Origin of the sequence: Pseudonocardia kujensis (assembly GCF_021283305.1) — a bacterium.
GTDB lineage: Bacteria > Actinomycetota > Actinomycetes > Mycobacteriales > Pseudonocardiaceae > Pseudonocardia > Pseudonocardia kujensis.
Map to the genome: position 1 here is coordinate 84,232 of NZ_JAJSOK010000001.1, position 23,348 is coordinate 107,579.

Here is a 23,348-nt window from a genome sequence, read left to right on the forward strand (position 1 = left end):
GCGGGTGGCCGGTTCGGTGCGGTCCCGAGACGGGTCCGAGACCCCGGGGGCGCGACGGGCCCGGGGCCTGCGGCGACGGCCGGGAACACCACCCGGGTGTCGATCGTTGACCTGGCACGATCACCCCGCCGGCCCGCGCCCGGCGCGGTGGCGCGTCCTCGGCCGGCGGAAGCTATCCTGGCGGATCAGGCCGGTCGGCGCGTCGCCGCCAGCGCGGGACCGGAAAGCACACTCGGGAAGGTGAAGGCCACCAGGGCCGAAGCTGCATGGACCGCAAGCGCCTGCTCCGCAACCCCTTGATCTGGATCCTCGTCGTGGTCCTGGTCTATTTCGCGTTCTCCGTGCTCTTCGACGACACCCGCGGCTACACGCAGGTCCCGACCTCCACGGCGCTGCAGCAGATCGACGCGCGGAACGTGGCCGACGCGACGATCGAGGACAAGGAGCAGCGGCTCCGGCTCGACCTGAACAACCCGGTCGACGGCAGCACGAAGATCATCACGCAGTACCCCGCGGCGTCGTCGAACGCGGTGTTCACGAAGCTGCAGGACGCCGGGGTCGCGAACTACAACACGATCGTGCGGCAGGACTCGTTCCTGACCACGATGCTGATCTACCTGATCCCGCTGGGCCTGGTGCTCCTCGTCCTGTTCTGGATGATGAACAACGCCCAGGGCGGCGGGAACCGGGTCATGTCCTTCGGCAAGTCGAAGGCCAAGCAGCTGTCCAAGGACATGCCCAAGACCACCTTCGCCGACGTCGCCGGTGCGGACGAGGCGGTCGAGGAGCTCTACGAGATCAAGGACTTCCTGCAGAACCCCGGCCGCTACCAGGCGCTCGGCGCGAAGATCCCGAAGGGCGTGCTGCTCTACGGCCCGCCCGGCACGGGCAAGACGCTGCTGGCCCGTGCGGTCGCCGGCGAGGCGGGCGTGCCGTTCTACACGATCTCCGGCTCGGACTTCGTCGAGATGTTCGTCGGTGTCGGCGCCTCCCGCGTGCGGGACCTGTTCGAGCAGGCCAAGCAGAACTCGCCCTGCATCATCTTCGTCGACGAGATCGACGCGGTGGGCCGTCAGCGCGGCGCGGGCCTCGGCGGCGGGCACGACGAGCGCGAGCAGACCCTGAACCAGCTCCTCGTGGAGATGGACGGGTTCGACGCGCGCGGCGGCATCATCCTCATCGCGGCCACCAACCGCCCGGACATCCTCGACCCGGCGCTGCTGCGCCCGGGCCGCTTCGACCGGCAGATCCCGGTCGGCGCGCCCGACCTGGCCGGCCGCAAGGCGATCCTGGCCGTGCACTCGAAGGGCAAGCCCTTCGCGAACGACGTGGACTTCGACGGGCTGGCCAAGCGCACCGTCGGGATGTCCGGCGCCGACCTGGCCAACGTGATCAACGAGGCCGCGTTGCTCACCGCCCGCGAGAACGGGTCGCTGATCAACGGCGCGGCCCTGGAGGAGTCGGTCGACCGCGTGGTCGGCGGCCCCCGGCGCAAGGGTAAGATCATCTCCGAGCAGGAGAAGAAGATCACCGCCTACCACGAGGGCGGGCACGCGCTGGCCGCGTGGGCGATGCCGGACCTCGAGCCGGTGTACAAGCTCACGATCCTGCCGCGCGGGCGCACCGGTGGGCACGCGCTCGTCGTCCCCGAGGACGACAAGGGCCTGATGACGCGCTCGGAGATGATCGCGCGGCTGGTCTTCGCCATGGGCGGGCGCTCGGCGGAGGAGCTCGTGTTCCACGAGCCGACCACCGGCGCGTCGTCGGACATCGACCAGGCCACCAAGATCGCCCGGGCGATGGTGACCGAGTACGGCATGAGCGCCCGGCTCGGCGCGGTCCGCTACGGCCGCGAGCAGGGCGACCCGTTCCTCGGCCGGTCGATGGGCAACCAGGCGGACTACTCGCTCGAGGTCGCCCACGAGATCGACGAGGAGGTGCGCAAGCTCATCGAGGCCGCGCACACCGAGGCGTGGGAGATCCTCAACACCTACCGGGACGTCCTGGACAACCTGGTCGTCGAGCTCCTGGACAAGGAGACGCTGACCCGCCGGGACCTGGAGCGGATCTTCGGCGACGTCGAGAAGCGCCCGCGGATCACCGCGTTCAACGACTTCGGCGAGCGCACCCCGTCGGACAAGCCGCCGATCAAGACGCGCGCCGAGCTGGCCCACGAGCGCGGCGAGGCCTGGCCGCCGGAGACCGAGCGCGAGCCGACCCCGGTCGGGTCGTACCCGGGCGGCAGCCGCGGCGTCCCGTCGCCGGGCCCGAACGGCGGGCCCGGGCCGCTGCCCAACCCCGGCCCGAACGGCGGTTACCCGGGCGGGTTCCCGTCCGAGGCGGCCCCGGGGCACGGGTCGCAGGGCAACGGCGCGCACGCGCAGGGCAACGGCGCGGCGAACGGCCGCGGCCAGGTCCCCCAGGCCGCCGGCGGCTACCAGGCGCAGCAGCCCCCGTACGCCGTCGCACCGAACTACGGCGCCCCGCCGGACTGGCGGCCCGCGACCACCCCGGCCGGGCAGGCCTGGCCGCCGTCGAACTGGGCCCCCCACCAGGGTGACCAGGCGGCGCAGGGACACGGCCCCGGTTACGGTCGGGAGCAGCACGAGCAGGCCTCCTCGGACCAGCCGACCCAGCAGCTCGGGCAGCAGGAGCCGCCCGCCCGGCGTCCGGCTGCCGAAGGCCCGGAGGCGCCGGGCCCGCAGGGCCCCGACGCAGGGAGCAGGAACTGAGCACCGGAACCACCGACGGCGAGGCCCCGGCCTACACGGCCGCGGAGCGCAAGGCCGCGGCGGGCGTCGACCACGCGCGCGCCGAGGCCGCGGTCCGCGAGCTGCTGATCGCGCTGGGGGAGGACCCCGACCGCGAGGGCCTGCGGGACACCCCCGGTCGCGTCGCGCGCGCCTACGAGGAGATCTTCGCCGGGCTGTACGTCGACCCGGCCATGGTCCTCGAGCGGACGTTCGACGAGGGCCACGGGGAACTCGTGCTCGTCAAGGACATCCCGCTGTACAGCACCTGCGAGCACCACCTCGTGCCCTTCCACGGGGTCGCGCACGTCGGGTACATCCCCTCCGTCGAGGGTCGCGTCACCGGGCTGTCGAAGATCGCGCGCGTGGTCGACCTGTACGCGAAGCGCCCGCAGGTGCAGGAACGGCTGACCGGGCAGGTCGCCGACGCGCTGGTCCGCAAGCTGGACCCGCGCGGCGTGATCGTCGTGATCGACGCCGAGCACCTGTGCATGGCGATGCGCGGCATCCGCAAGCCGGGCTCGCGCACGACCACCTCCGCCGTCCGGGGGCTCTTCCAGACCTCGCCGTCCTCGCGCGCGGAGGCGCTGTCGCTGATCCGGGGCACCTGATGGCGGACCGGCTGGAGGGTCGCGTCCCGCATCCCGGCCGCTGCGTCGTGATGGGCATCCTCAACGTCACCCCGGACTCGTTCTCCGACGGCGGCCGCTACCTGGACCGCGAGCACGCCGTCGCGCACGGGGTGGCCATGCGCGACGCCGGGGCCGACCTCGTCGACGTCGGCGGCGAGTCCACGCGGCCGGGTGCCGGTCGGGTCGACCCCCCCACCGAGCGGGACCGGGTGGTCCCGGTAATCCGCGAGCTGGTCGCCGAGGGCGTCCGGGTCAGCGTCGACACCACCCGCGCCTCGGTGGCCGAGGCCGCGGTCGAGGCCGGCGCGATCGTGGTCAACGACGTGTCCGGGGGACTCGCCGACCCGCACATGGCAGCCGCGGTCGCGGCGCTGCGGGTGCCGTGGATCCTGATGCACTGGCGCGGACACAGCGACCGGATGCAGGAGCTGGCCTCGTACGAGGACGTCATCGGCGAGGTGCGGCAGGAGCTCGTCGCCAGGGCCGACGCGGCCGTCATGGCCGGGGTCGACCCGGACCGGCTGATCCTCGACCCCGGGCTCGGCTTCGCGAAGACGGCCGCGCACAACTGGGCGTTGCTGCGCCGGCTGGACGTGCTGGTCGCGCTGGGCTTCCCGGTTCTGGTCGGGGCCTCGCGCAAGCGCTTCCTCGGCCAGCTGTTGGCCGACGCCGAGGGGAAGGTGCGCCCGCCGGCCGGGCGCGACGCGGCCACCGCCGCCGTCAGCGCCCTCGCCGCGCACGCGGGCGCCTGGGGCGTCCGGGTGCACGACGTCGAGTCGACGATGGACGCCGTGGCCGTCAGCACCGCGTACCGGCTCGGCGCCTCGCGCGCCCGCACGGGCCCCTGGCTGGGGGAGCCCCCGGCATGAGCGGGCCCGACGGCGTTCCCGACACGGACCGCATCGAGCTGCGGGGGCTGCGGGTGCGGGGCCACCACGGTGTGTTCGAGCACGAGAAGCGGGACGGGCAGGACTTCGTCGTCGACGTGGTGCTGTGGCTGGACCTGCGGGAGGCCGCGGCCACGGACGATCTCACCAGGACCGTGCACTACGGCGAGCTGGCCGAACGGGCCGCGGCGATCGTCGCGGGCGAGCCCCGGGACCTCATCGAGACGGTCTCCGCGGAGATCGCCGACGCCGTCATGGAGGACGAGCGCGTGCAGGCCGTCGAGGTCACCCTGCACAAGCCGAACGCCCCCATTCCGCTCGACTTCGCCGACGTCGCGGTGGTCGCCCGCCGCTCCCGCCGCGTGGGCGGGCCGGGCCGGGTGATCCCGGCGTGAGCCGCGCGGTGCTGTCGCTGGGTTCGAACCTGGGGGACCGGTTCGGCCACCTGCGCGGTGCCGTCGCCGGGTTCGGTGCGGCGGTGGTCGCCGCGTCCCCGGTCTACGAGACCGCGCCGTGGGGCGGTGTCGAGCAGCCGGACTTCCTCAACGCGGTCCTGATCGTCGAGGACCCGGTCGTGGACCACTGGGGGTGGCTGCGGCGCGGACAGGAGCTGGAGCAGGCCGCCGAGCGGGTCCGCGAGGTCCGGTGGGGCCCGCGCACCCTCGACGTCGACGTCGTCACGGTCGACGGGGTGACCAGCGAGAATCCCGAGCTGCTGCTGCCGCACCCGGGCACCGCGGAGCGGGCCACGGTGCTGATCCCGTGGCTCGACGTGGAGCCCGACGCGGTGCTGCCCGGGCACGGGCCCGTCGCCGACCTCCTCGCCGCGCTGCCCGCGGGCGAGGCGGAGACGGTGCGGCCCCGGCCGGACCTGGTCCTGCGGTGAGGGCGGTCCTGTGGTGACGGCGGTCCTGCGGTGAAGGCGGTCCGGTCCCGTGACCTGCTCGTCGCCTTCCTCGGCGCCGGGATCGTGGCGCACCTGATCGTCAGCCTGACCTACGGCACGCTGCCCTCCTTCCCCGCGCCCGCGGGGATCACGCTCGGCGTGCTCGGAGTGGCCGAGGCCGTCGCGGGCTGGATCCTCAAGGGACGCGTGGAGCGCCGGCGCGGGAGCAGGCCGGTCGAGCCCCTGGTCGCGGCGCGGGCGGTGCTGGTGGCGCAGGCCTCGGCGGTCGGCGGGGCGCTCGTCGGCGGGCTCTGGGCCGGCCTGCTGGTCTACGTGCTGCCGCGGGCCTCGACGATCACCGCGGCGGCGTCGGACACCACGGCCGCGGTGATCGGGCTCGTGTGTGCGCTCGTGCTGGTCGGCGGCGCGCTCTGGCTCGAACGGTGCTGCCGCACCCCCGACGACCCGGACGAGCAGCGCCGGGACGGCGGCTCCGGAGGTGGGGCGGCCACCCGCTAGGGGGCGCCCGTCGGATGATCCGTCAGACGCCCCCAGGGGCGTCCGGACGCGCGGGGCGCCCGACCGAGGGCGTGGTGACCGCCGGTGGATGTCGGTGGCTGAAAGTAGGCTCGCGGCCATGGCCTACCCCGTCCCGACCGGACGTCCGCCCGCGGAGCCGACCACGCGGCACACCCACGCCGCGCGGCGCAAGGGCGTGCTGCTGCCGGTCGTCGGCCTGGTGGCGCTGGGGGTCTGCGGGCTCGTGGTGCTGGGCCTGGTGGGCAACTCGGTCGGCCCCGGCGGGGTGCTGGTCGGGGCGCTGTGCGCGCTGCTGCCGGTCGGCCCGGTCGTCGCGACCTTCCTGTGGATCGACCGGTGGGAGCCCGAGCCGCCGCGGATGCTGCTGATCGCGTTCCTCTGGGGCGCCTGTTTCGCGGCGCTGTCCGCGCTGCTCATCAACTCGAGCGCGGCCCTGGCGGTCGACGCCCTGCTCGGCCGCGGCAACGGCGACGTCCTGGGGTCGGTGGTGATCGCCCCGTTCGTCGAGGAGGCGCTCAAGGGCGCCTTCCTCGTCGGGCTGCTGGTGTGGCGGCGCCGGGAGTTCGACGGGATCGTCGACGGGATCGTCTACGCGGGCCTGGTCGCCGCGGGGTTCGCCTTCACCGAGAACATCCTCTACATCGGACGCGCCTTCGCCGAGGACGCGATGGCCGGGCAGAGCGGCGGCGTGCTCGCCGTGCTGCTGCTGCGCGGGGTGTTCTCGCCCTTCGCGCACCCGCTGTTCACGGCCATGACGGGCATCGGCGCCGGGATCGCCGCGGCCACCCGCAGCACCACGGTGCGCGTGCTCGCGGTGCTCGCCGGCTACCTGGTCGCGGTGCTGTTGCACGCGCTGTGGAACGGGGCCGCGTCGGTCCTCGGCGGTACGGGCTTCGTGCAGGTCTACGTCGTGATCATGGTGCCGCTGTTCATCGGGCTGGCGGTCGTCGTGATCTGGCAGCGGCGGCGCGAGGCGAGGACGGTCGCCGAGCAGCTGCCGTCGTTCGCGCAGGCCGGGTGGATCGCGTGGAGCGAGGTGCCGCTGCTCGGCAACCTCGCGCAGCGGCGGGGCTGGCGCCGGGCCGTCCGGCAGCGGTCGGGCCCGCACGCCGCCCGTGCGGTCGCCGACTACCAGGCCGCCGTCACCGAGCTGGCCTTCCTGCGGGCGCGCATCGCGCGCGGGGCGGTGCGGGACAGCGCCGCCGAGCTGGAGCACGAGCGGCTGCGCGCCCTGGCCAAGGCCCGCGCCCGGGCCCTCGGCATGCCCGACGCCCTCACCGCCGCCTGGGGCAACCAGCACCCGCCGGGCTGGACCCCGCCGCCCGCACCCGCACCCGGCTGGGCTCCCGTCCCGCAGGGGTACGGACCGCCCTCCCAGGGCTACGTCACGCCGGGCCACGGCCAGCCCTCGCCCGGCCACGGTCCCCCCGGCCCCGGTCAGGGCCCCCCGCCGACCTACGGCGCCCCGGGCCTGCCCCGGCACGGTCAGCAGCCGCCCCCCGGCGCCCCGCCGGGATGGGGCCCGCCGGCCCAGCGCTGATCAGCAGGGCAGGAGCAGCCACGACCGGCGTCCCGAGCAGCGGCATCTCCCCGGGGAACCCGGTCCGCGATCGAGTGTGAGCGGCGTGAGCTGCGCGAACCCACGACATCGACGATCTCCCGCACGCTGCGCCGCCACGGAACCCCCGTCCGCCTCACCGCGTCGTGACGTGCACGGGAGCGGTGTGTGAGCCGCCCGGCCCGGTGAAGCCCGTCACGCGCCCTCCCCGGGAGGGGCCGCGCCCGCCTACCCTCGTGCCCGTCGTCGCCGATCGATGTCGACCACAACGTCCGGTACCCCTGGTGGACTGGAACGGAGCAGGAGCGCGTGATGAGTGCTGGCCGGCCTGCCCGGCTGGCCGTCGGAGTGGTCTCCGCCGGCCGCGTCGGAGCCGTCCTGGGTGCAGCCTGGGACGCGGTGGGGCACCGGGTCGTGGCGACCTCCGGGGTGTCCCGGGCGTCCGTGCACCGCGCCGAGACCCTCCTGCCCGACGCCCCGCTGCTCGCCCCGGACGAGGTGATCCGCGCGGCGGACCTCGCCCTCCTCGCCGTCCCGGACGACGTGCTGCCCGGTCTCGTCCGCGGTCTCGCCGCCTCGGGTGCCTTCCGCCCCGGCCAGATCGTGGTCCACACCGCCGGCGCGCACGGCGCCGACGTGCTCGAGCCGGCGGCCGAGCACGGGGTCCTGCCGCTCGCCCTGCACCCGGTCATGACGTTCACCGGCCGCCCCGAGGACGTCCAGCGTCTCACCGGGTGCTGCATCGCGGTGACGGCCCGGGCGGACGACGAGGCCGCCTGGAACGTGGGCGAGGCCCTGGTCCTGGAGCTGGGCGCCGAGCCGGTCCGGGTGCCCGAGGAGCTCCGCCCGCTCTACCACGCCGCCCTCGCCCACGGCGCGAACCACCTGGTCACGCTCGTGCGGGACTGTGCCGAGCTCCTCGACAAGGCCGTCCTGCGGGCCGGGTCGGCGGTCGGCTCCGCGGGCTCGCCCTCCGCGGAGCGGCTGATCGGCCCGCTGCTCTCCGCCGCGCTGGACAACGCGCTGCGCCACGGCGACCGGGCGCTGACCGGGCCGGTGGCCCGGGGCGACGTCGGCACCGTGCGCACCCACCTCCGCGAGCTCGACCGCGTCGATCCCGAGCTCGCCGACACCTACCGCAGCCTCGCCCGCCGCACCGCGCACCGCGCGACGCAGGGCGGGCTGCTGCCCGACCACGCGGCGGACGAGGTCCGCGCCGCCCTCGACGACTCGGAGGAGCACCGGTGACCGCACCCGCCCGCACCCGCAACGGCTACGCCCGCGGCCGCCTGACCGTGCACGACGACCCGGCCAGGCTGACCCCGGTCACCCGCGCGCTGCGCGCGGCCGGGCGCAAGGTCGTGCTCGTGCCGACGATGGGCGCACTGCACGAGGGTCACCGCGAGCTCATCCGGCACGCCCGGTCGGTACCGGGCAACGTCGTCCCGGTCGTCAGCATCTTCGTGAACCCGCTGCAGTTCGGGCCGAACGAGGACCTGGAGCGCTACCCCCGGCCGCTCGAGCGCGATCTCGACGCGTGCCGCGAGGAGGGCGTCGAACTGGTCTTCACGCCGTCGGTCGACCACATGTACCCGCCGGGCTCGGACACCCGGATCGGCGCCGGCGCGCTCGGCGCCGACCTCGAGGGCGGGCCGCGGCCGGGGCACTTCGACGGGATGCTGACCGTCGTCGCGAAGCTCTTCCACATCGTGGGGCCCGACGTCGCGCTGTTCGGCGAGAAGGACTACCAGCAGCTCACGCTGGTCAAGAAGATGGTGCGCGACCTGGACTTCCCGCTGTCGGTGGTGGGCGTGCCGACCGTCCGCGAGCCCGACGGGCTGGCGCTGTCCTCGCGCAACGTCTACCTCTCCGCCGACGAGCGCACCCGCGCCGTCACGCTCTCCCGCGCGCTGCGCGAGGGCGCCGCCGTGTCGGCCTACGGGCCCGCGGCCGTCCTGGAACGGGCCCGCGCGGTCCTCGACGCCGAACCGGCGCTGCAGGTCGAGTACCTGGAGCTGCGCGACGCCGACACCCTCGGCGAACCGGTCGACGGCGGGCGCGCCCGGCTGCTCGTCGCCGCCCGGATCGGCACCACCCGCCTGATCGACAACGTCGCCGTCCAACTCTGAGGGACTGTCCGATGGATCACCGATCGTCCCGCGCCGCCCCGGGCGGCGGCCCTCGTCGTCGACACGTCCGAATACGCCCGGTATGAGGACGCGCCTCCGCCTCGCGGTGCATCCACCTGGAACGCCGCGGAACCGACCGTTGACCCATCGGACAGCCCCAGGGAGCTCCCCGTGCTGCGCACCATGATGACCTCGAAGATCCACCGCGCCACGGTGACCCAGGCCGACCTGCACTACGTCGGCTCGGTGACCGTCGACCGCGACCTCATGGAGGCCGCGGACCTGCTGGAGGGCGAGCAGGTCGCGATCGTCGACATCACGAACGGGGCCCGGCTCGAGACGTACGTGATCCCCGGGGAGCGGGGCAGCGGCGTCATCGGCATCAACGGCGCGGCCGCGCACCTGGTGCACCCCGGCGACCTCGTCATCCTGATCGCCTACGGCCAGCTCGACGAGGCCGAGCTGCTCACCTACTCGCCGCGCGTGGTGTTCGTCGACGAGCACAACCGGATCGTCGAGCAGGGGTCGGACCCGGCCCACGCCCCCGAAGGGTCCGGGCTGCTGTCCGGCTCGCGCTAGCGATGCTGCTCTGCGTCGACATCGGCAACACCCAGATCGCGCTGGGTGTGTACGAGGGCGAGCTCCTCGTCCGGGACTGGCGGATGCGCACCGACCCGCGGATCACCGCCGACGAGCTGGAGGTCGCGGTCGGCGCGATGCTCGGCGAGTACGCCCCGCGGGTCGACGGCGTGGCGGCACTGTCCACGGTGCCGTCGCTGCTGCGGGAACTGCGGCTGATGCTGGAGCGCCGCGCGGCGCGGATGCCGACCGTCGTCGTCGGGCCCGGGGTGCGGACGGGCGTGCCGCTGCTGGTCGACAACCCCCGCGAGGTGGGCGCGGACCGCGTGGTGAACACGCTCGCCGCGCATCACCGGCACGCCACCGCCTGCATCGTCGTCGACTTCGGGACCTCGACGAACATCGACGTGGTCTCGGCCAAGGGGGAGTTCCTCGGCGGTGCGCTGGCCCCCGGCATCGAGATCTCGATGGACGCGCTCGCCCAGCGTGCCGCCGCGCTGCGCACCGTGGAGCTCGTGCCGCCCCGCTCGGTCATCGGCAAGAACACGGTGGAGTGCCTGCAGTCCGGTGTGCTCTACGGCTTCGCCGGCCAGGTCGACGGCCTGGTGCGCCGGATCATCGGCGAGCTCGGCCCCGGCGCGGGCCCGGTCACGGTGCTGGGCACCGGCGGCCTCGCGCCGCTGATGAAGGGCATCTCGGACACCATCAGCGAGTACGCGCCGGACCTCACCCTCGAGGGCCTGCGGCTCACCTACGAGCGCAACGCCCGCCCGGCCGCGTCCGCCGACGGTGCGGGGGGCCCGCGGGCGGACACCGCGCGGACGGCCCGCGGTACCGCCGTCTAGCCTTACCGGGCGTGACCGACGAGCCGCGCACCCCCGCCGACGACCTGCCCGAGCAGATGCAGGTGCGCGCGAAGAAGCGCACGGAGATGCTGGAGGCGGGCGTCGACCCGTATCCCGTCCTCGTGCCGCGCACCCACACGCTCCGCGCCGTGCGCGAGGCGCACCCCGACCTGCCGGCGGACACCGCGACCGGCGAGATCGTGACCGTCGTCGGGCGGGTCATGTTCCTCCGCAACACCGGCAAGCTCTGCTTCGCCCAGCTCACCGAGGGGGACGGTACGGAGCTGCAGGCCATGCTGAGCCTCGCGAAGGTGGGGGCGGACGAGCTGACCCGTTGGAAGGCGCAGGTCGACCTGGGCGACCACGTGGCCGTCACCGGTGAGGTCATCACCTCGCGGCGCGGTGAGCTGTCCGTGATGGCGGACTCGTGGGAGATGGTGGCCAAGGCGATCCGCCCGCTGCCCAACGCGCACAGCGACCTGTCCGAGGAGACCCGCGTCCGGCAGCGCTACGTGGACCTGATCATGCGCCCGCAGGCGCGCGAGATGGTCCGCACGCGCTCCACCGTGCTGCGCACCCTGCGCCGGGAGTTCGAGGCCCGCGACTACGTCGAGGTCGAGACGCCGATGCTGCAGCTGCTGCACGGCGGGGCGACGGCGCGCCCGTTCGTCACGCACGCGAACGCCATCGACACCGACCTGTATCTGCGGATCGCGCCCGAGCTGTTCCTCAAGCGGGCGGTCGTCGGCGGCATCGAGCGCGTTTTCGAGCTCAACCGCGTCTTCCGCAACGAGGGCATCGACTCGACCCATTCACCCGAGTTCGCGATGCTCGAGGCCTACCAGGCCTATGCCACCTACGACGACATGGCCGTTCTGACCCGCGAGCTGATCCAGCAATGTGTACGGGCCGTGTTCGGTTCCACCGTCGTGCGTCACGCGGACGGGTCGGAACACGATCTCGGTGGCGAGTGGCGGTCGATCACGCTACACGAATCGGTCTCGGCCGCGGTGTCCGAATCCGTGACGCCGGACACGTCCGCCGAGGAACTGCGCAAGATCGCCGCCACCCACGACGTGGCGCTGCAGGATTCGTGGGGTGCCGGTGAAATCGTGCTGGAGCTGTTCGAGAAGCTCGTCGAGCACACGCTGCAGGAACCGACGTTCGTCCGCGACTACCCGGTCGAGGTCCGCCCGCTGACCCGCCAGCACCGCGACGACCCGCGCCTCGCCGAGTCCTGGGACCTCATCGTCTTCGGCCACGAGCTGGCCACGGCCTACTCCGAGCTGGTGGACCCCGTGGAACAGCGCACGCGGCTGCACGCCCAGTCGCTGCTGGCCGCCAAGGGCGACCCCGAGGCCATGCAGCTCGACGAGGACTTCCTGAGGGCCATGGAGTACGGAATGCCGCCGACCGGCGGCATGGGAATGGGCGTCGACCGCCTGCTCATGACGCTGACCGGCGTCGGAATCCGCGAGACGATCCTCTTCCCGCTCGTCCGCCGGGAGCTATAACCCGTTCCAGATTCCGACGCGGTATCGGCCCCTGCTCGACAGGCCTTCGGTAATCACGTTATATTTCCTCGACGGCGCGGCCGTTCATTCAGAGGAACTATTCGAACCAGGAGGCTGCGGCGGTGGCGCAGATCCGCGAGATCAAGCTGATCGACGACCTCGACGGCGACAAGGCCGACGAGACCGTCGAGTTCGGCATCGACGGTAAGAGCTACGAGATCGACCTGTCGACGGCGAACGCGAGCAAGTTGCGGGACGCCCTGGCGTCCTACGTGGGTGCGGCCCGGCGGGCCTCCGGGCGGCGCCGCGGCGGTGGCGGATCGTCGCCCGGCGGCACGAACCGGCGGCCGTCGATCGACCGCGAGCAGAACCCGGCCATCCGCGACTGGGCCCGCAAGCGCGGGATGAAGGTGTCCGACCGCGGCCGCATCCCGGCCGAGGTCCTGGAGGCCTACCACCAGGAGAACTGAGCGAGGCACCGCACGAGGGCCGGCCGGGCACGTCCCGGCCGGCCTTCTGCCGTCCGGGAGCAAGGGTTGCCTCACCTCGCTCCCGGCGTAGCGTGGATCGAAAGACCCACGCTTCCGGAGGTATGCCCCGTGCCACGCCGCATGACCACCCTCGAGGTCGCGCGCACCGAGCGGATCGGCCCGCACATGGTGCGCGTCGTGGCCGCCGGGCCCGAGCTCGCGTCGTTCCCCGACACCCCGTTCACGGACCGTTACGTGAAGATCCTGTTTCCGGTCCCGGGCGTCGAGTACGGCGAGCCGCTCGACATCGAGGCCGTCCGGCGGGACCACCCGCGCGAGGAGTGGCCGCGCCTGCGGACGTACACGGTGCGCGCGTTCGACCCCGCGGCGGGCGAGCTGACCATCGACTTCGTGCACCACGGCGACAGCGGCCTGGCGGGCCCGTGGGCGGCCGCCGCGCGTCCCGGCGACACACTGCGGCTGCTCGGCCCCGGCGGGGCGTACGCGCCCGACGCGGAGGCCGACTGGCACCTGCTCGTCGGCGACGAGGCCGCGCTGCCGGCGATCGGCGCGGCGCTGGAGCGGATCCCCGCCGGCAGGCCGGTGCACGTGATCGTCCAGGTGGAGGACGAGGCCGACCGCCAGGACCTGCCGTGCGCCGGTGACCTGCGGCTGCAGTGGCTGTACCGGGCCGGTGCGCCCGACGGCGGCGCGGGTGCGCTCCTCGAGGCGGTCCGGGCGCTGGAGTTCCCGGCCGGCCGGGTGCACGCGTTCGTCCACGGGGAGGCGGCCGAGGTCCGCGAGGTCCGCCGGCACCTGCTGCGCGAGCGCGGCGTCGACCGGGAGGCGCTGTCCGTGTCCGGCTACTGGCGGCGCGGCCGGGACGAGGAGGGCTTCCGGGTCTACAAGCAGGAGCAGGCCCGGCTGGAGGAGGCCGAACGGGCCGGCTCGCCCGCCTCGGTCTGACGATCTTCGCAGGTCGGCGGCGGCCTGACCGTTCGCCCAGGGCTGAACGCCCGCAGACGGGGAATGGACGCCGAGGTCACACCGTTGTGTCGGCACAGGTACGTACCGTGCGCGTTACGCGGGGCCGCGGCGGAGGCGCCGACCGGTCGGCGACCGATACAGTGGTATGGGGCGTCCGCGGCGCAGTGTCACAGGGATGCTGGACGCGTCGCACGTGTGGGCGCAGCAGGCAAGGAGTGCGAATGTTCGAGAGGTTCACCGACCGAGCAAGGCGTGTTGTCGTCCTGGCGCAGGAAGAGGCCAGGATGCTCAACCACAACTACATCGGCACCGAGCACATCCTCCTTGGCCTGATCCACGAGGGCGAGGGTGTGGCCGCGAAGGCGCTCGAGTCGCTCGGGATCGCCCTGGAGGGCGTGCGGCAGCAGGTCGAGGAGATCATCGGCCAGGGCCAGCAGGCGCCGTCGGGACACATCCCGTTCACGCCTCGGGCGAAGAAGGTGCTGGAGCTGTCGCTGCGCGAGGCGCTGCAGCTCGGCCACAACTACATCGGCACCGAGCACATCCTGCTCGGCCTGATCCGCGAGGGCGAGGGCGTCGCGGCGCAGGTCCTGGTCAAGCTGGGAGCCGACCTCAACCGCGTCCGTCAGCAGGTCCTCCAGCTGCTGTCCGGCTACCAGGGCAAGGAGCCCGCCGAGGCCTCCACCGGCCGCGGCGAGGGCACCCCCTCGTCCTCCCTCGTGCTCGACCAGTTCGGTCGCAACCTCACCCAGCAGGCCCGCGAGGGCAAGCTGGACCCGGTCATCGGCCGGGAGAAGGAGATCGAGCGGGTCATGCAGGTCCTCTCCCGGAGGACCAAGAACAACCCCGTCCTCATCGGCGAGCCCGGCGTCGGCAAGACCGCCGTCGTCGAGGGACTGGCCCAGGGCATCGTCAAGGGCGAGGTCCCGGAGACGCTGAAGGACAAGCAGCTCTACACACTCGACCTGGGCTCGCTGGTCGCGGGCTCCCGCTACCGCGGTGACTTCGAGGAGCGCCTCAAGAAGGTGCTCAAGGAGATCCGCACCCGCGGCGACATCATCCTGTTCATCGACGAGATCCACACCCTGGTGGGTGCGGGTGCCGCCGAGGGCGCGATCGACGCCGCCTCGATCCTGAAGCCGATGCTGGCCCGTGGCGAGCTGCAGACCATCGGCGCCACCACGCTCGACGAGTACCGCAAGTACGTCGAGAAGGACCCGGCCCTGGAGCGCCGCTTCCAGCCGATCCAGGTGGGCGAGCCGAGCGTCACGCACACCATCGAGATCCTCAAGGGCCTCCGCGACCGCTACGAGGCGCACCACCGGGTCACCATCACCGACCCGGCCCTGGTCGCCGCGGCCACGCTGGCCGACCGGTACATCTCCGACCGCTACCTGCCGGACAAGGCGATCGACCTGATCGACGAGGCCGGCGCCCGGATGCGCATCCGCCGGATGACCGCGCCGCCGGACCTGCGGGAGTTCGACGAGAAGATCGCGAACGTCCGCCGGGACAAGGAGTCCGCGATCGACGCGCAGGACTTCGAGCGCGCCGCGCACCTGCGGGACTCCGAGAAGCAGCTGCTCGGCCAGAAGTCGGAGCGCGAGAAGCAGTGGAAGTCCGGTGACCTGGACGTCGTCGCCGAGGTCGACGACGAGCAGATCGCCGAGGTCCTCGCGAACTGGACCGGCATCCCCGTCTTCAAGCTGACCGAGGAGGAGACCTCCCGGCTGCTCAAGATGGAGGACGAGCTCCACAAGCGGATCATCGGGCAGGAGGAGGCCGTCAAGTCGGTCGCGCAGGCGATCCGCCGCACGCGTGCCGGCCTGAAGGACCCGAAGCGCCCGTCCGGCTCGTTCATCTTCGCCGGCCCGTCCGGTGTCGGTAAGACCGAGCTGTCCAAGGCGCTGGCGAACTTCCTGTTCGGCGAGGACGACGCGCTCATCCAGATCGACATGGGCGAGTTCCACGACCGCTACACCGCCTCGCGGCTCTTCGGTGCCCCTCCCGGGTACGTCGGCTACGAGGAGGGCGGTCAGCTCACCGAGAAGGTGCGCCGCAAGCCGTTCTCGGTCGTGCTGTTCGACGAGATCGAGAAGGCCCACCAGGAGATCTACAACACGCTCCTGCAGGTCCTGGAGGACGGCCGCCTGACGGACGGCCAGGGCCGCACGGTGGACTTCAAGAACACGGTGCTGATCTTCACCTCGAACCTGGGCACCCAGGACATCTCGAAGGCCGTCGGGCTCGGCTTCGCGCAGAGCAACGACGAGCAGTCGAACTACGAGCGCATGAAGACCAAGGTCAACGACGAGCTGAAGAAGCACTTCCGCCCGGAGTTCCTGAACCGTATCGACGACATCATCGTCTTCCACCAGCTCACCCAGCCGCAGATCATCTCCATGGTCGACCTGATGATCACGCGGGTGGAGAAGGCCCTGGCCAACAAGGACATGGCCATCGAGCTCACGGACGCCGCCAAGGGCCTGCTGGCCCGCCGCGGGTTCGACCCGGTGCTGGGCGCCCGGCCGCTGCGCCGGACCATCCAGCGGGAGATCGAGGACCAGCTGTCCGAGAAGATCCTGTTCGGCGAGGTCGAGCCGGGCCAGATCGTGATCGTCGACGTCGAGGGCATCGACGACTCCGTGCCCGAGGGCAACCCGGCGCACGACGACAAGGCGACGTTCACCTTCCGCGGTGAGCCCCGCCCGGCCGCGGGCGTCCCGGACGCCCCGCCGGTCGACCTGGCCGCCGGTGGCGGCGAGGAGTAGGACCAGCACGAAGTGCAGCGGCCCGCCTTCCTTCGGGGAGGCGGGCCGCGGCCGTGCTCGGCCCCTTCCCGGGCGTCGGGCTGTGGGCTCCCCGCGCGTCTCGGGGGCTGTGGGCTCCCGCGAGTCGGGCTGTGGGCTCCCGCGCGTCGGGCTGTGGGCTCCCGCGCGTCGGGAGTTCCGGACATCGCGCGCGGTCGCCGTCAGCGGCGGGGCCGTCCCACCGCGGCTACCGTGGCGCGCATGAGCTCGGTCCGTGCCGTCCCGGAGACCGAGCTGATGTCGGGGGAGCTGCTCTCCGCCGACGACGCCTGGCACACCGTCCGCCGCTACGGCCTGCGCCATCTCCTCGTCACGGGGTTCGTGCGCTTCCGGTACGGCGACGGCTTCTCCCATGCCCGCGCCTTCGCGTTGCAGCTCGCACTGGCCGCGGTGCCGCTCGTCATCGCCGGAGCCGGACTGGCCACCGCACTCGGCGCGGAGTCCTTCTCCGAGGTGGTCGCCCGGACCGTCGTCGCGATCTCGCCCGGCACGAGCGACCAGCTCGTCGGGCAGGCCGTCGAGGGCGAGGTCGAGGGCGAGGAACGCGGCGAGGTCGTCGTCGGCCTCGCGCTGCTCACCGCCTTCCTCGCGGCCACCTCGGCATTCGCGCAGCTGGAGCGCGGGGCCAACCGGATCTACGGCACCGAGCGGGACAGACCGGCGTTGCGCAAGTACGGTCGCGCCGCGGTACTCACGGCGACCGCAGGCGTCGCGATGGCGGTCGGCCTCCTGCTCATCGTCGCGGGCGAGCCCTTCGGCGAGGCGATGGAGCAGGTCTACCGCTGGGGCGACGTCGCCGAGGAGGTCTGGGACGTCGTCCGCTGGCCCGCCGGCCTCGTGGCCCTGGTCGTGGCGGTGACGGCGTTGCTCCGCTTCGCCCCGCGGCGCCGGCAGCCGGGCCTCAGCTGGCTCGTCGTCGGCGGCACGGTCACGGTCGTCGTGTGGCTCGCGGGCTCGGGGCTGCTCGCCGGGTACGTGGTGCTCGGGGAGAACTTCGACGAGACGTACGGCCCGCTGACGGCGATCATGGCGCTGCTGCTGTGGGCGAACGTCACCGGCATCGCGCTGTTGGCCGGCTTCGCGCTCGCGGCGCAGCTCGAGGCCGTTCGGGCGGGCCAGGGCGACCCACGCCTGCCCGACACCGACGACGACGGCATCCCCGACCACGTCGACGAGGCCCCGGGCTCCCCGGCCCGCTGAGCGGGCGTCGCGCAGCAGAGCGCCGCCCGTTCGCGCGACTTCGCCGACTCAGTGCCCCGGAACTGGCGACTCGCGCTACCGGAACTGCCGACTCGCGCTACCGGGACTGGCGACTCGCGGGAGCTCATGGCCCGACTCACGGGGTTCGGGGCTCAGCCGCGACGTTGGGGCGGGGGCCACTCCTGCGCCCGGGTGCGGGGCTGGGGGTTGCCCCGCCGGCGCTGGACCTGCTCCTGCGAGGCTCCCTGCCGGTCCTGCGGGGCTCCTCCTTGCCGGTCCTGCGGGCTCCCCTGCCACTCCGGCGGGCGTCCCGGCGGTCCCTGCGGGCCTTCGTGTCGCTGGCCTTCGTGCCGTTCCTGCGGGCCCGCGTGCCACTCCTGCGGACCGGCGGCCCGGACCTGGGTCGGCCGGGGGCGGGGGCCGGGGACGGTGCTCGTCCGCGAGGCGGCGTGGTCTCCGAGCCGCGCGCCGCCGGGCACCGGGGCCGGCGCACCCTGCCGCGGCACCACCGGCATCACCTCGGTCGCCGGCAGCTCGGCGATCCGCCGGGCGGTGGCCTCGGCGAGCGTCCGCGGCCGCAGGACGGGACCCTGGCGCACGGCGTCGTCGGCCTTCTTCCGCCGGGCCGCCGCGGCGCGCTTCCCGCCCGGCAGGATCTGCAGCGGCCGCCGGGCGGCCAGGTCCTCGACCCAGCCGAAGCACGCCACCCCGATCACGATGATCACCACGGAGGTCAGGACCAGCCAGCCGCTGGAGTCCGGGAGGCCGAGCCGGTCGTTGGCCCAGGCCGCGACGTCGATGGCCGGGTTGTTGAGCAGGTAGATGGTGATCGCCCGCGCGTTGACCACGGAGATCAGCCGGCCGAGCCCGGGCACCTTGTCGACCCAGCCCATGGCCGGGTTGACCCGCAACACCAGCAGCACGAACCCGGTCGAGACCAGGGCCTGTGCCATGGGGATCTCGTTGAGGTCGAGTCCCGCCTCCGCCGACGGGTGCCCGACGGCCCAGAACATGCCCGCTGCGATGCCGGCCGCGGCCAGCCCGAACAGGGCGGGCAGCGGGAGCTTGCGGATCATGCCCTCGCGATGCGCGAAGCCGAGCATCCAGCAGGCACCGAAGGTCACGAAGTCGAGCAGGCCGGCGCCCAGCCCGCTGGCGTCGGACAGGGGCGACCCGAGCAGGCCGTCGCCGACGACGAGGGCGAGCGGGACCAGCACGCTGATCACCGGGCTCTTCCGGAAGGCCTTGAGCATCAGCGGCGTGAGCAGCACGAACCACAGGTAGGCGCGCAGGTACCAGAGCACCTCGACGGTGTCGAAGCCCCACTCGCTGCCCGGCGGGTCCATGATCGGGAACACCCAGAAGATCAGGTCGCTCCACGGGACGCCGTTGCCGGGGCTGTCGGCCTCGGCGCCCTCGGACGCCCAGCCCTGCCAGACCATGAGCGGCACGAAGATCACGGCCATCAGCCACAGCGGCGGCAGGAGGCGGCGGATCCGCTGCCCGATGACGTCGATCGCCGGCGTCTTCCGCATCGACTGGACCATCAGCGACCCGCCCAGCGCGAACATCACACCCATGGACGGGAAGACGATCGACAGCCAGCCGAGCCCGAGCGCGTGGTAGACGACCACGCGGACCAGCGCGAGCCCGCGCAGCGTGTCGAGCCACCGCTCCCGGCCCCGCGGTCGCGCGACGGGGGCGGGGAGCGGTGACCCGGGTTCGGCGCCGGCCCGGGGCGCGGGCACCGGGGCCACGGCGGTGGGGACCGGGCCGGGCACGGCCGGCATGCTGGGGAACGACGGGTGGCGCCCGGCCGTTCCCGCGGGCGGGACCGGTGCGGGGGAGGCCTGCGGCGAGACGAGCGCGTCGACCGCGCCGGTGCGCTTGAGCTTCTGCCAGCGCACCCGGACGCCGCTGATGGCGCTCACGACGGACTGCACGAGCACCACGTACATCAGCTGCCGGTAGACGAACTGCTGCACCGGCAGCACCCACAGCGCGCCCTTGGGTTCGCCGTCGACGTGGAAGGCGTAGATGCCGCCCGCGACCTGCAGCCCCATCATCAGCGTCCAGAGCAGCAGCGTGGTCGCCGGGTCCTCGAACAGCAGCCCGTAGAGCAGGAAGATGTCGACCAGCGGCGCCGAGAGCGGCAGCATGATCTGGAACAGCATCACGTGGGCCAGGCCCAGCCAGCCGAACGAGCCGGGCTCGCGCACCGCCCGCCGGTGCTTCCAGATGGCCTGCATGGTCCCGTAGCTCCACCGGTACCGCTGCCGCCAGAGCTGGCCCGCGGTGGCGGGCGCCTCGGTCCAGGCCAGCGCGCGGTCCTCGAACACGACCTTCCACCCGGCCCGGCCCAGGGCGATGGTGAGGTCGGTGTCCTCGGCGAGGGTGTCCTCGGACAGCCCGCCGACCTCGCGCAGCGCCTCCTTGCGGAAGGCGCCGGCGGCGCCGGGGATCGTGGTGATCGACGACGTCGTGTCCTGCACGCGGCGGTCGATCCCGAAGCCCACCACGTACTCGACGTGCTGCAGCCGGCCGATCAGGGTGTCGGTGTTGGCGACCTTGACGTTGCCCGCGACCGCGCCCACCCGCGGGTCGGCGAAGGGCTGGGCGAGGTGGCGCACGGTGTCCGGCTCGAAGACGGTGTCGCCGTCCATCATCACGACGACCTCGTACCGCGCGTTCGCCGTGCCCGTGTTGAGCGCGGCCGGCTTGCCGGCGTTGAGCTGCCGGATCACCCGGACGTTCGGCAGGTTCAGCGACTCGACGAGCTCGGCGGTGCCGTCGGACGAGCCGTCGTCGACGACGATCACCTCGAGCGGATGGTCGTTCGCGAGGATCGACCGCACGGTCGCCTCGATGTTCTTCGACTCGTTGTACGCCGGGACGATCACCGAGACGGGCTGGGTGTACGTCGGCCCCCAGGCCCAGTTCGGGTCGCGGCGGCGCTTGTCGTGCCTGCGCGCGGCGACGACCATCAGCACCAGCCGCAGGACGACCAGGGCCGCGACCCCCGCCAGCAGCCAGCGGGCGGCGTCGGAGACCCACCAGGCCGCGCCGATGACGCCGAGCAGCAGCTTGCCGAGCAGGACGTCCGTGCTGCTCGCCGCCGGCGCAGGCGGCAGGTTCATCGCCTCCTCGACGGTCTTGAACGTGTAGCCGGAGGCCTGCAGCTGGGGGATCAGCTTGTCGAGCGCCGCGATGGTCTGGGTCCGGTCACCGCCGGAGTCGTGCAGCAGGATGGTGCCGCCGGCGCCGTCCTTCGGCGTGGCGTTGCGGACGATCTGGTCGACCCCGGGCCGCTTCCAGTCCTCGCCGTCGACGTCCGTCAGCACGGTCAGGTAGCCCATGGCCCCGACCCGCTTGACGGTCTCGTAGTCGACGTTGTCCAGTGCCCCGGCGCTGGAGGAGTACGGCGGCCGCATGAGGTAGCTCGAGGTGCCGGTGGCTCCCTGGATCACGAGCTGGGCCTCGGCCATCTCGCGCTCCACCCGCCAGGCGGGCGACGTGCCGAGGTCGGGGTGCGAGAAGGAGTGGACGCCCAGCTCGCCGCCCGAGTCGTGGATCTCCTTCACCAGCTCGGGATAGCGGCTGGCCATCGAGCCGACGACGAAGAAGGTGCCCGGCACGTTGTGCTTGCGCAGGATCGAGAGGACCTGCGGTGTCCACGTGGGGTCGGGCCCGTCGTCGAAGGTGAGGACGACCGTGCCTCGCGGGATGCTCGTCGACCGCACCGGCTCGTGCTGGCCGTCGATGATCGGGCCGCCCGTGAGGATGTCCTCGGGCACCTGGTCCGAGGAGACCGCCTCGTGGGCGCCGACCGCATCGTTGCCGATCTTGCCGGCGGTCAGGCCGCAGACGACGAGCACGACGAGGAATGCGGCGAGGAGCGAACCGACCAGCAGCCACGACGGCGCGGGCCGGACCGTCGCACGAGGGCGGGGCACGGCGAACCTTTCCCGACAGGGGGGAGCGCCGCGCCGGCGGGGTCCGGGCAGCGGCCTGTCATTCGGCTCTCGACCGCCCGGCGCGCTCTGTTACAGGCCGTGACCTGAATCCCGTCCCGGCTGGGCCGAGCAGGTGAGTACTGCTACTCCGATCTGAGGCGGAGCAGGGTAGGAAAAGGGCAAATCAGTCGCCGCGCTGGCGCGCCCTCGACCGGTGCGGGTCCAGGCCGGCCAGGGTCCGGCGCGGGTCCCCGGCGGGGAGCAGCATCGCGAGCCGTTCCCGCACCTCCTCGTCCGTCCGCCCGTCCTCGGTGCGCGCGTAGGACCACAGCGCCTCGGCGTCCCCGCTGCGCAGCACGAGCGACCGGACCGCGACGGCGAGGGCGTCCCGCTCCTCGCGGACGGCGGGGGTCTCGGAGGCGGGCAGGAGCTCGCCCCGGTGCAGGTCGGCGGCCTCGCGGGCGCGGCCGTGGCGCAGCGCCTCGCGGAGGGTGAGGAAGTCGGCGTCGACGGCGGCCTGGAGCCGGTAGGGCTGCGTGCGGATGATCCCGGCGTCGAGCTGCACCCGCAGCCGGTGCATCTCCGCCCGCACCGTGACGGACTTGCCGGCGTCGCCGTAGAGGGCCGTGGCGAGCCGGTCCGCGGTGAGGCCCTCCGGGTGCAGCGCCAGCAGCGTGAGCAGCTCGGCGTGCCGCGACGAGAGCCGGACCGCCCGGCCGTCGAGCCGTGCGACCGGGCGTTCGGCCCCGAGGAAGCGCAGCGCCAGCGAGGGCCTGCGGCGTGCACCGGGGCGGTGCAGGCGCAGCAGGTAGCCCTCCGCCAGCTGCTCCAGGACGCCCTCCCCGCGGGCGCCCAGTGTGACCCTCATCCCGTCGGTGGGGTCGAGGCCGAGGTCGACCCGCTCGGCGAGCCAGCCGTCGGGCTGGGCGGCGAGGACGCGCCCGCGCGGGCTCAGGAGCGCGCCGGGCTCGTCCCGGAGACCGACCAGGTGCGGCAGGTTCCGGACGAGCAGCCGCTCGTCGCGCACCGCGATCCGCGTCTCCAGGTGCTTCTCGGCCAGTTTCGCGGCCGCGCCGACCAGGGCGAGCGTGGTCGGGTGGAAGGTGCGGGCGGGCCCGGTGATGTCGACGACCCCGACCATCTCGCCCGAGTCGGGGTCGTGGATCGGGGCCGCCGCGCAGGTCCACGCGTGGTAGGTGCGGACGTGGTGCTCGGACGAGTGGATGCGCAACGCCCGGTCCTCGGCCAGGGCGGTGCCCATGGCGTTGGTGCCGATGGCGTCCTCGCTCCAGCGGGTGCCCTCGACGAGCCCGACCCCCTCGGCGCGGCGCAGCACGTCCTGGTGGCCCTCGCGCCACAGGATGTGTCCCTGGGCGTCCGTGACGATCATCATGTGCATCGCCTCGTCGGCGATCTGCAGCAACGTGTCCCGCAGGAGCGGCAGCACCTCGGCCAACGGGTGACCGGCGCGCACGTCGGCGACCTCGCGGTGCTCGAAGACGTGCGGCGGCGACCCGTGGTCGGGGTCGACCCTGGCCGCCTGCGAGCGGCGCCACGAGTCGGACACCAGATCACGGATCTGCTCGCTCATGTCAGCCCTCCGCCGAC

Annotated in this window: 18 protein-coding genes; 16 read left to right on the forward strand and 2 right to left on the reverse strand. The window is 73.2% G+C overall.

The genetic code is table 11. From position 1 onward, the window contains the following. The first annotated feature begins 266 nt into the window (after positions 1–266). The 16 genes from ftsH to LWC35_RS00475 all read left to right on the forward strand — a co-directional run bounded on the left by ftsH (position 267) and on the right by LWC35_RS00475 (position 17,787). A complete protein-coding gene (gene ftsH, locus LWC35_RS00395; RefSeq protein ID WP_232867781.1) occupies positions 267–2,732 on the forward strand; it encodes an ATP-dependent zinc metalloprotease FtsH in 2,466 nt (821 codons plus the stop codon). Next, positions 2,729–3,361 (forward strand): GTP cyclohydrolase I FolE, encoded by a 633-nt coding sequence (gene folE / locus LWC35_RS00400; protein ID WP_232868044.1) that lies wholly within the window; start codon positions 2,729–2,731, stop codon positions 3,359–3,361. Before ftsH ends, folE begins: the two co-directional genes overlap by 4 nt. Continuing rightward, on the forward strand, positions 3,361–4,251 hold the full coding sequence (gene folP, locus LWC35_RS00405; RefSeq protein ID WP_232867783.1) for a dihydropteroate synthase: 891 nt from the start codon (positions 3,361–3,363) through the stop codon (positions 4,249–4,251). Before folE ends, folP begins: the two co-directional genes overlap by 1 nt. Next, positions 4,248–4,664: a dihydroneopterin aldolase gene (folB, locus tag LWC35_RS00410; protein WP_232867785.1), complete on the forward strand. Its 417-nt coding sequence runs from the start codon at positions 4,248–4,250 to the stop codon at positions 4,662–4,664. Before folP ends, folB begins: the two co-directional genes overlap by 4 nt. Beyond that, positions 4,661–5,155 (forward strand): 2-amino-4-hydroxy-6-hydroxymethyldihydropteridine diphosphokinase, encoded by a 495-nt coding sequence (gene folK, locus LWC35_RS00415; RefSeq protein ID WP_232867787.1) that lies wholly within the window; start codon positions 4,661–4,663, stop codon positions 5,153–5,155. Before folB ends, folK begins: the two co-directional genes overlap by 4 nt. A gap of 30 nt (positions 5,156–5,185) precedes the next feature. Continuing rightward, on the forward strand, positions 5,186–5,674 hold the full coding sequence (locus tag LWC35_RS00420; RefSeq protein WP_232867789.1) for a DUF3180 domain-containing protein: 489 nt from the start codon (positions 5,186–5,188) through the stop codon (positions 5,672–5,674). A 118-nt stretch (positions 5,675–5,792) separates the two neighbouring features. Beyond that, complete coding sequence (locus LWC35_RS38815; protein ID WP_269803350.1) at positions 5,793–7,235, forward strand: PrsW family intramembrane metalloprotease; 1,443 nt, start codon at positions 5,793–5,795, stop codon at positions 7,233–7,235. Positions 7,236–7,565: 330 nt separating this feature from the next. Beyond that, positions 7,566–8,501, forward strand: a complete 936-nt coding sequence (locus LWC35_RS00435; RefSeq protein WP_232867791.1) for a Rossmann-like and DUF2520 domain-containing protein — start codon at positions 7,566–7,568, stop codon at positions 8,499–8,501. Next, positions 8,498–9,382 carry a pantoate--beta-alanine ligase gene (panC, locus tag LWC35_RS00440; protein ID WP_232867800.1) on the forward strand — a complete coding sequence of 295 codons (885 nt, stop codon included), beginning with the start codon at positions 8,498–8,500 and terminating at the stop codon, positions 9,380–9,382. Before LWC35_RS00435 ends, panC begins: the two co-directional genes overlap by 4 nt. Before the next feature lie 171 nt (positions 9,383–9,553). Further along, positions 9,554–9,961: an aspartate 1-decarboxylase gene (gene panD / locus LWC35_RS00445; RefSeq protein ID WP_232867809.1), complete on the forward strand. Its 408-nt coding sequence runs from the start codon at positions 9,554–9,556 to the stop codon at positions 9,959–9,961. A 2-nt stretch (positions 9,962–9,963) separates the two neighbouring features. Then, positions 9,964–10,806: a type III pantothenate kinase gene (locus LWC35_RS00450; RefSeq protein WP_232867811.1), complete on the forward strand. Its 843-nt coding sequence runs from the start codon at positions 9,964–9,966 to the stop codon at positions 10,804–10,806. Positions 10,807–10,862: 56 nt separating this feature from the next. Further along, positions 10,863–12,320 carry a lysine--tRNA ligase gene (gene lysS / locus LWC35_RS00455; protein ID WP_232868045.1) on the forward strand — a complete coding sequence of 486 codons (1,458 nt, stop codon included), beginning with the start codon at positions 10,863–10,865 and terminating at the stop codon, positions 12,318–12,320. A 122-nt stretch (positions 12,321–12,442) separates the two neighbouring features. Further along, positions 12,443–12,790 (forward strand): histone-like nucleoid-structuring protein Lsr2, encoded by a 348-nt coding sequence (locus tag LWC35_RS00460; protein WP_232867813.1) that lies wholly within the window; start codon positions 12,443–12,445, stop codon positions 12,788–12,790. Positions 12,791–12,931: 141 nt separating this feature from the next. Next, a complete protein-coding gene (locus LWC35_RS00465; RefSeq protein WP_232867815.1) occupies positions 12,932–13,756 on the forward strand; it encodes a siderophore-interacting protein in 825 nt (274 codons plus the stop codon). A 242-nt stretch (positions 13,757–13,998) separates the two neighbouring features. Then, positions 13,999–16,548, forward strand: a complete 2,550-nt coding sequence (locus LWC35_RS00470; RefSeq protein WP_232867817.1) for an ATP-dependent Clp protease ATP-binding subunit — start codon at positions 13,999–14,001, stop codon at positions 16,546–16,548. A gap of 240 nt (positions 16,549–16,788) precedes the next feature. After that, positions 16,789–17,787: a YihY/virulence factor BrkB family protein gene (locus LWC35_RS00475; protein WP_232867819.1), complete on the forward strand. Its 999-nt coding sequence runs from the start codon at positions 16,789–16,791 to the stop codon at positions 17,785–17,787. Positions 17,788–17,939: 152 nt separating this feature from the next. Here the strand turns inward: LWC35_RS00475 and LWC35_RS00480 are convergent, their stop codons facing one another. Together LWC35_RS00480 and LWC35_RS00485 are read right to left on the reverse strand one after the other, a co-directional pair. After that, positions 17,940–21,740, reverse strand: coding sequence for a glycosyltransferase (locus tag LWC35_RS00480; protein ID WP_232867829.1), 3,801 nt, complete (start codon positions 21,738–21,740; stop codon positions 17,940–17,942). Between the two features lie 184 nt (positions 21,741–21,924). Next, positions 21,925–23,331, reverse strand: a complete 1,407-nt coding sequence (locus LWC35_RS00485; protein WP_232867834.1) for a GAF domain-containing protein — start codon at positions 23,329–23,331, stop codon at positions 21,925–21,927. Positions 23,332–23,348: the final 17 nt, after the last annotated feature.

Bases quoted from the DNA above. Each gene is read 5' to 3' on its own strand.
- lysS (WP_232868045.1), top strand. From the start codon at position 10,863: ATGCAGGTGCGCGCGAAGAAGCGCACGGAGATGCTGGAGGCGGGCGTC.
- LWC35_RS00470 (WP_232867817.1), top strand. From the start codon at position 13,999: ATGTTCGAGAGGTTCACCGACCGAGCAAGGCGTGTTGTCGTCCTGGCG.
- LWC35_RS00450 (WP_232867811.1), top strand. From the start codon at position 9,964: ATGCTGCTCTGCGTCGACATCGGCAACACCCAGATCGCGCTGGGTGTG.
- folB (WP_232867785.1), top strand. From the start codon at position 4,248: ATGAGCGGGCCCGACGGCGTTCCCGACACGGACCGCATCGAGCTGCGG.
- LWC35_RS00475 (WP_232867819.1), top strand. From the start codon at position 16,789: ATGAGCTCGGTCCGTGCCGTCCCGGAGACCGAGCTGATGTCGGGGGAG.
- folP (WP_232867783.1), top strand. From the start codon at position 3,361: ATGGCGGACCGGCTGGAGGGTCGCGTCCCGCATCCCGGCCGCTGCGTC.
- LWC35_RS00435 (WP_232867791.1), top strand. From the start codon at position 7,566: ATGAGTGCTGGCCGGCCTGCCCGGCTGGCCGTCGGAGTGGTCTCCGCC.
- LWC35_RS00465 (WP_232867815.1), top strand. From the start codon at position 12,932: ATGACCACCCTCGAGGTCGCGCGCACCGAGCGGATCGGCCCGCACATG.
- LWC35_RS38815 (WP_269803350.1), top strand. From the start codon at position 5,793: ATGGCCTACCCCGTCCCGACCGGACGTCCGCCCGCGGAGCCGACCACG.
- LWC35_RS00485 (WP_232867834.1), bottom strand. From the start codon at position 23,331: ATGAGCGAGCAGATCCGTGATCTGGTGTCCGACTCGTGGCGCCGCTCG.
- ftsH (WP_232867781.1), top strand. From the start codon at position 267: ATGGACCGCAAGCGCCTGCTCCGCAACCCCTTGATCTGGATCCTCGTC.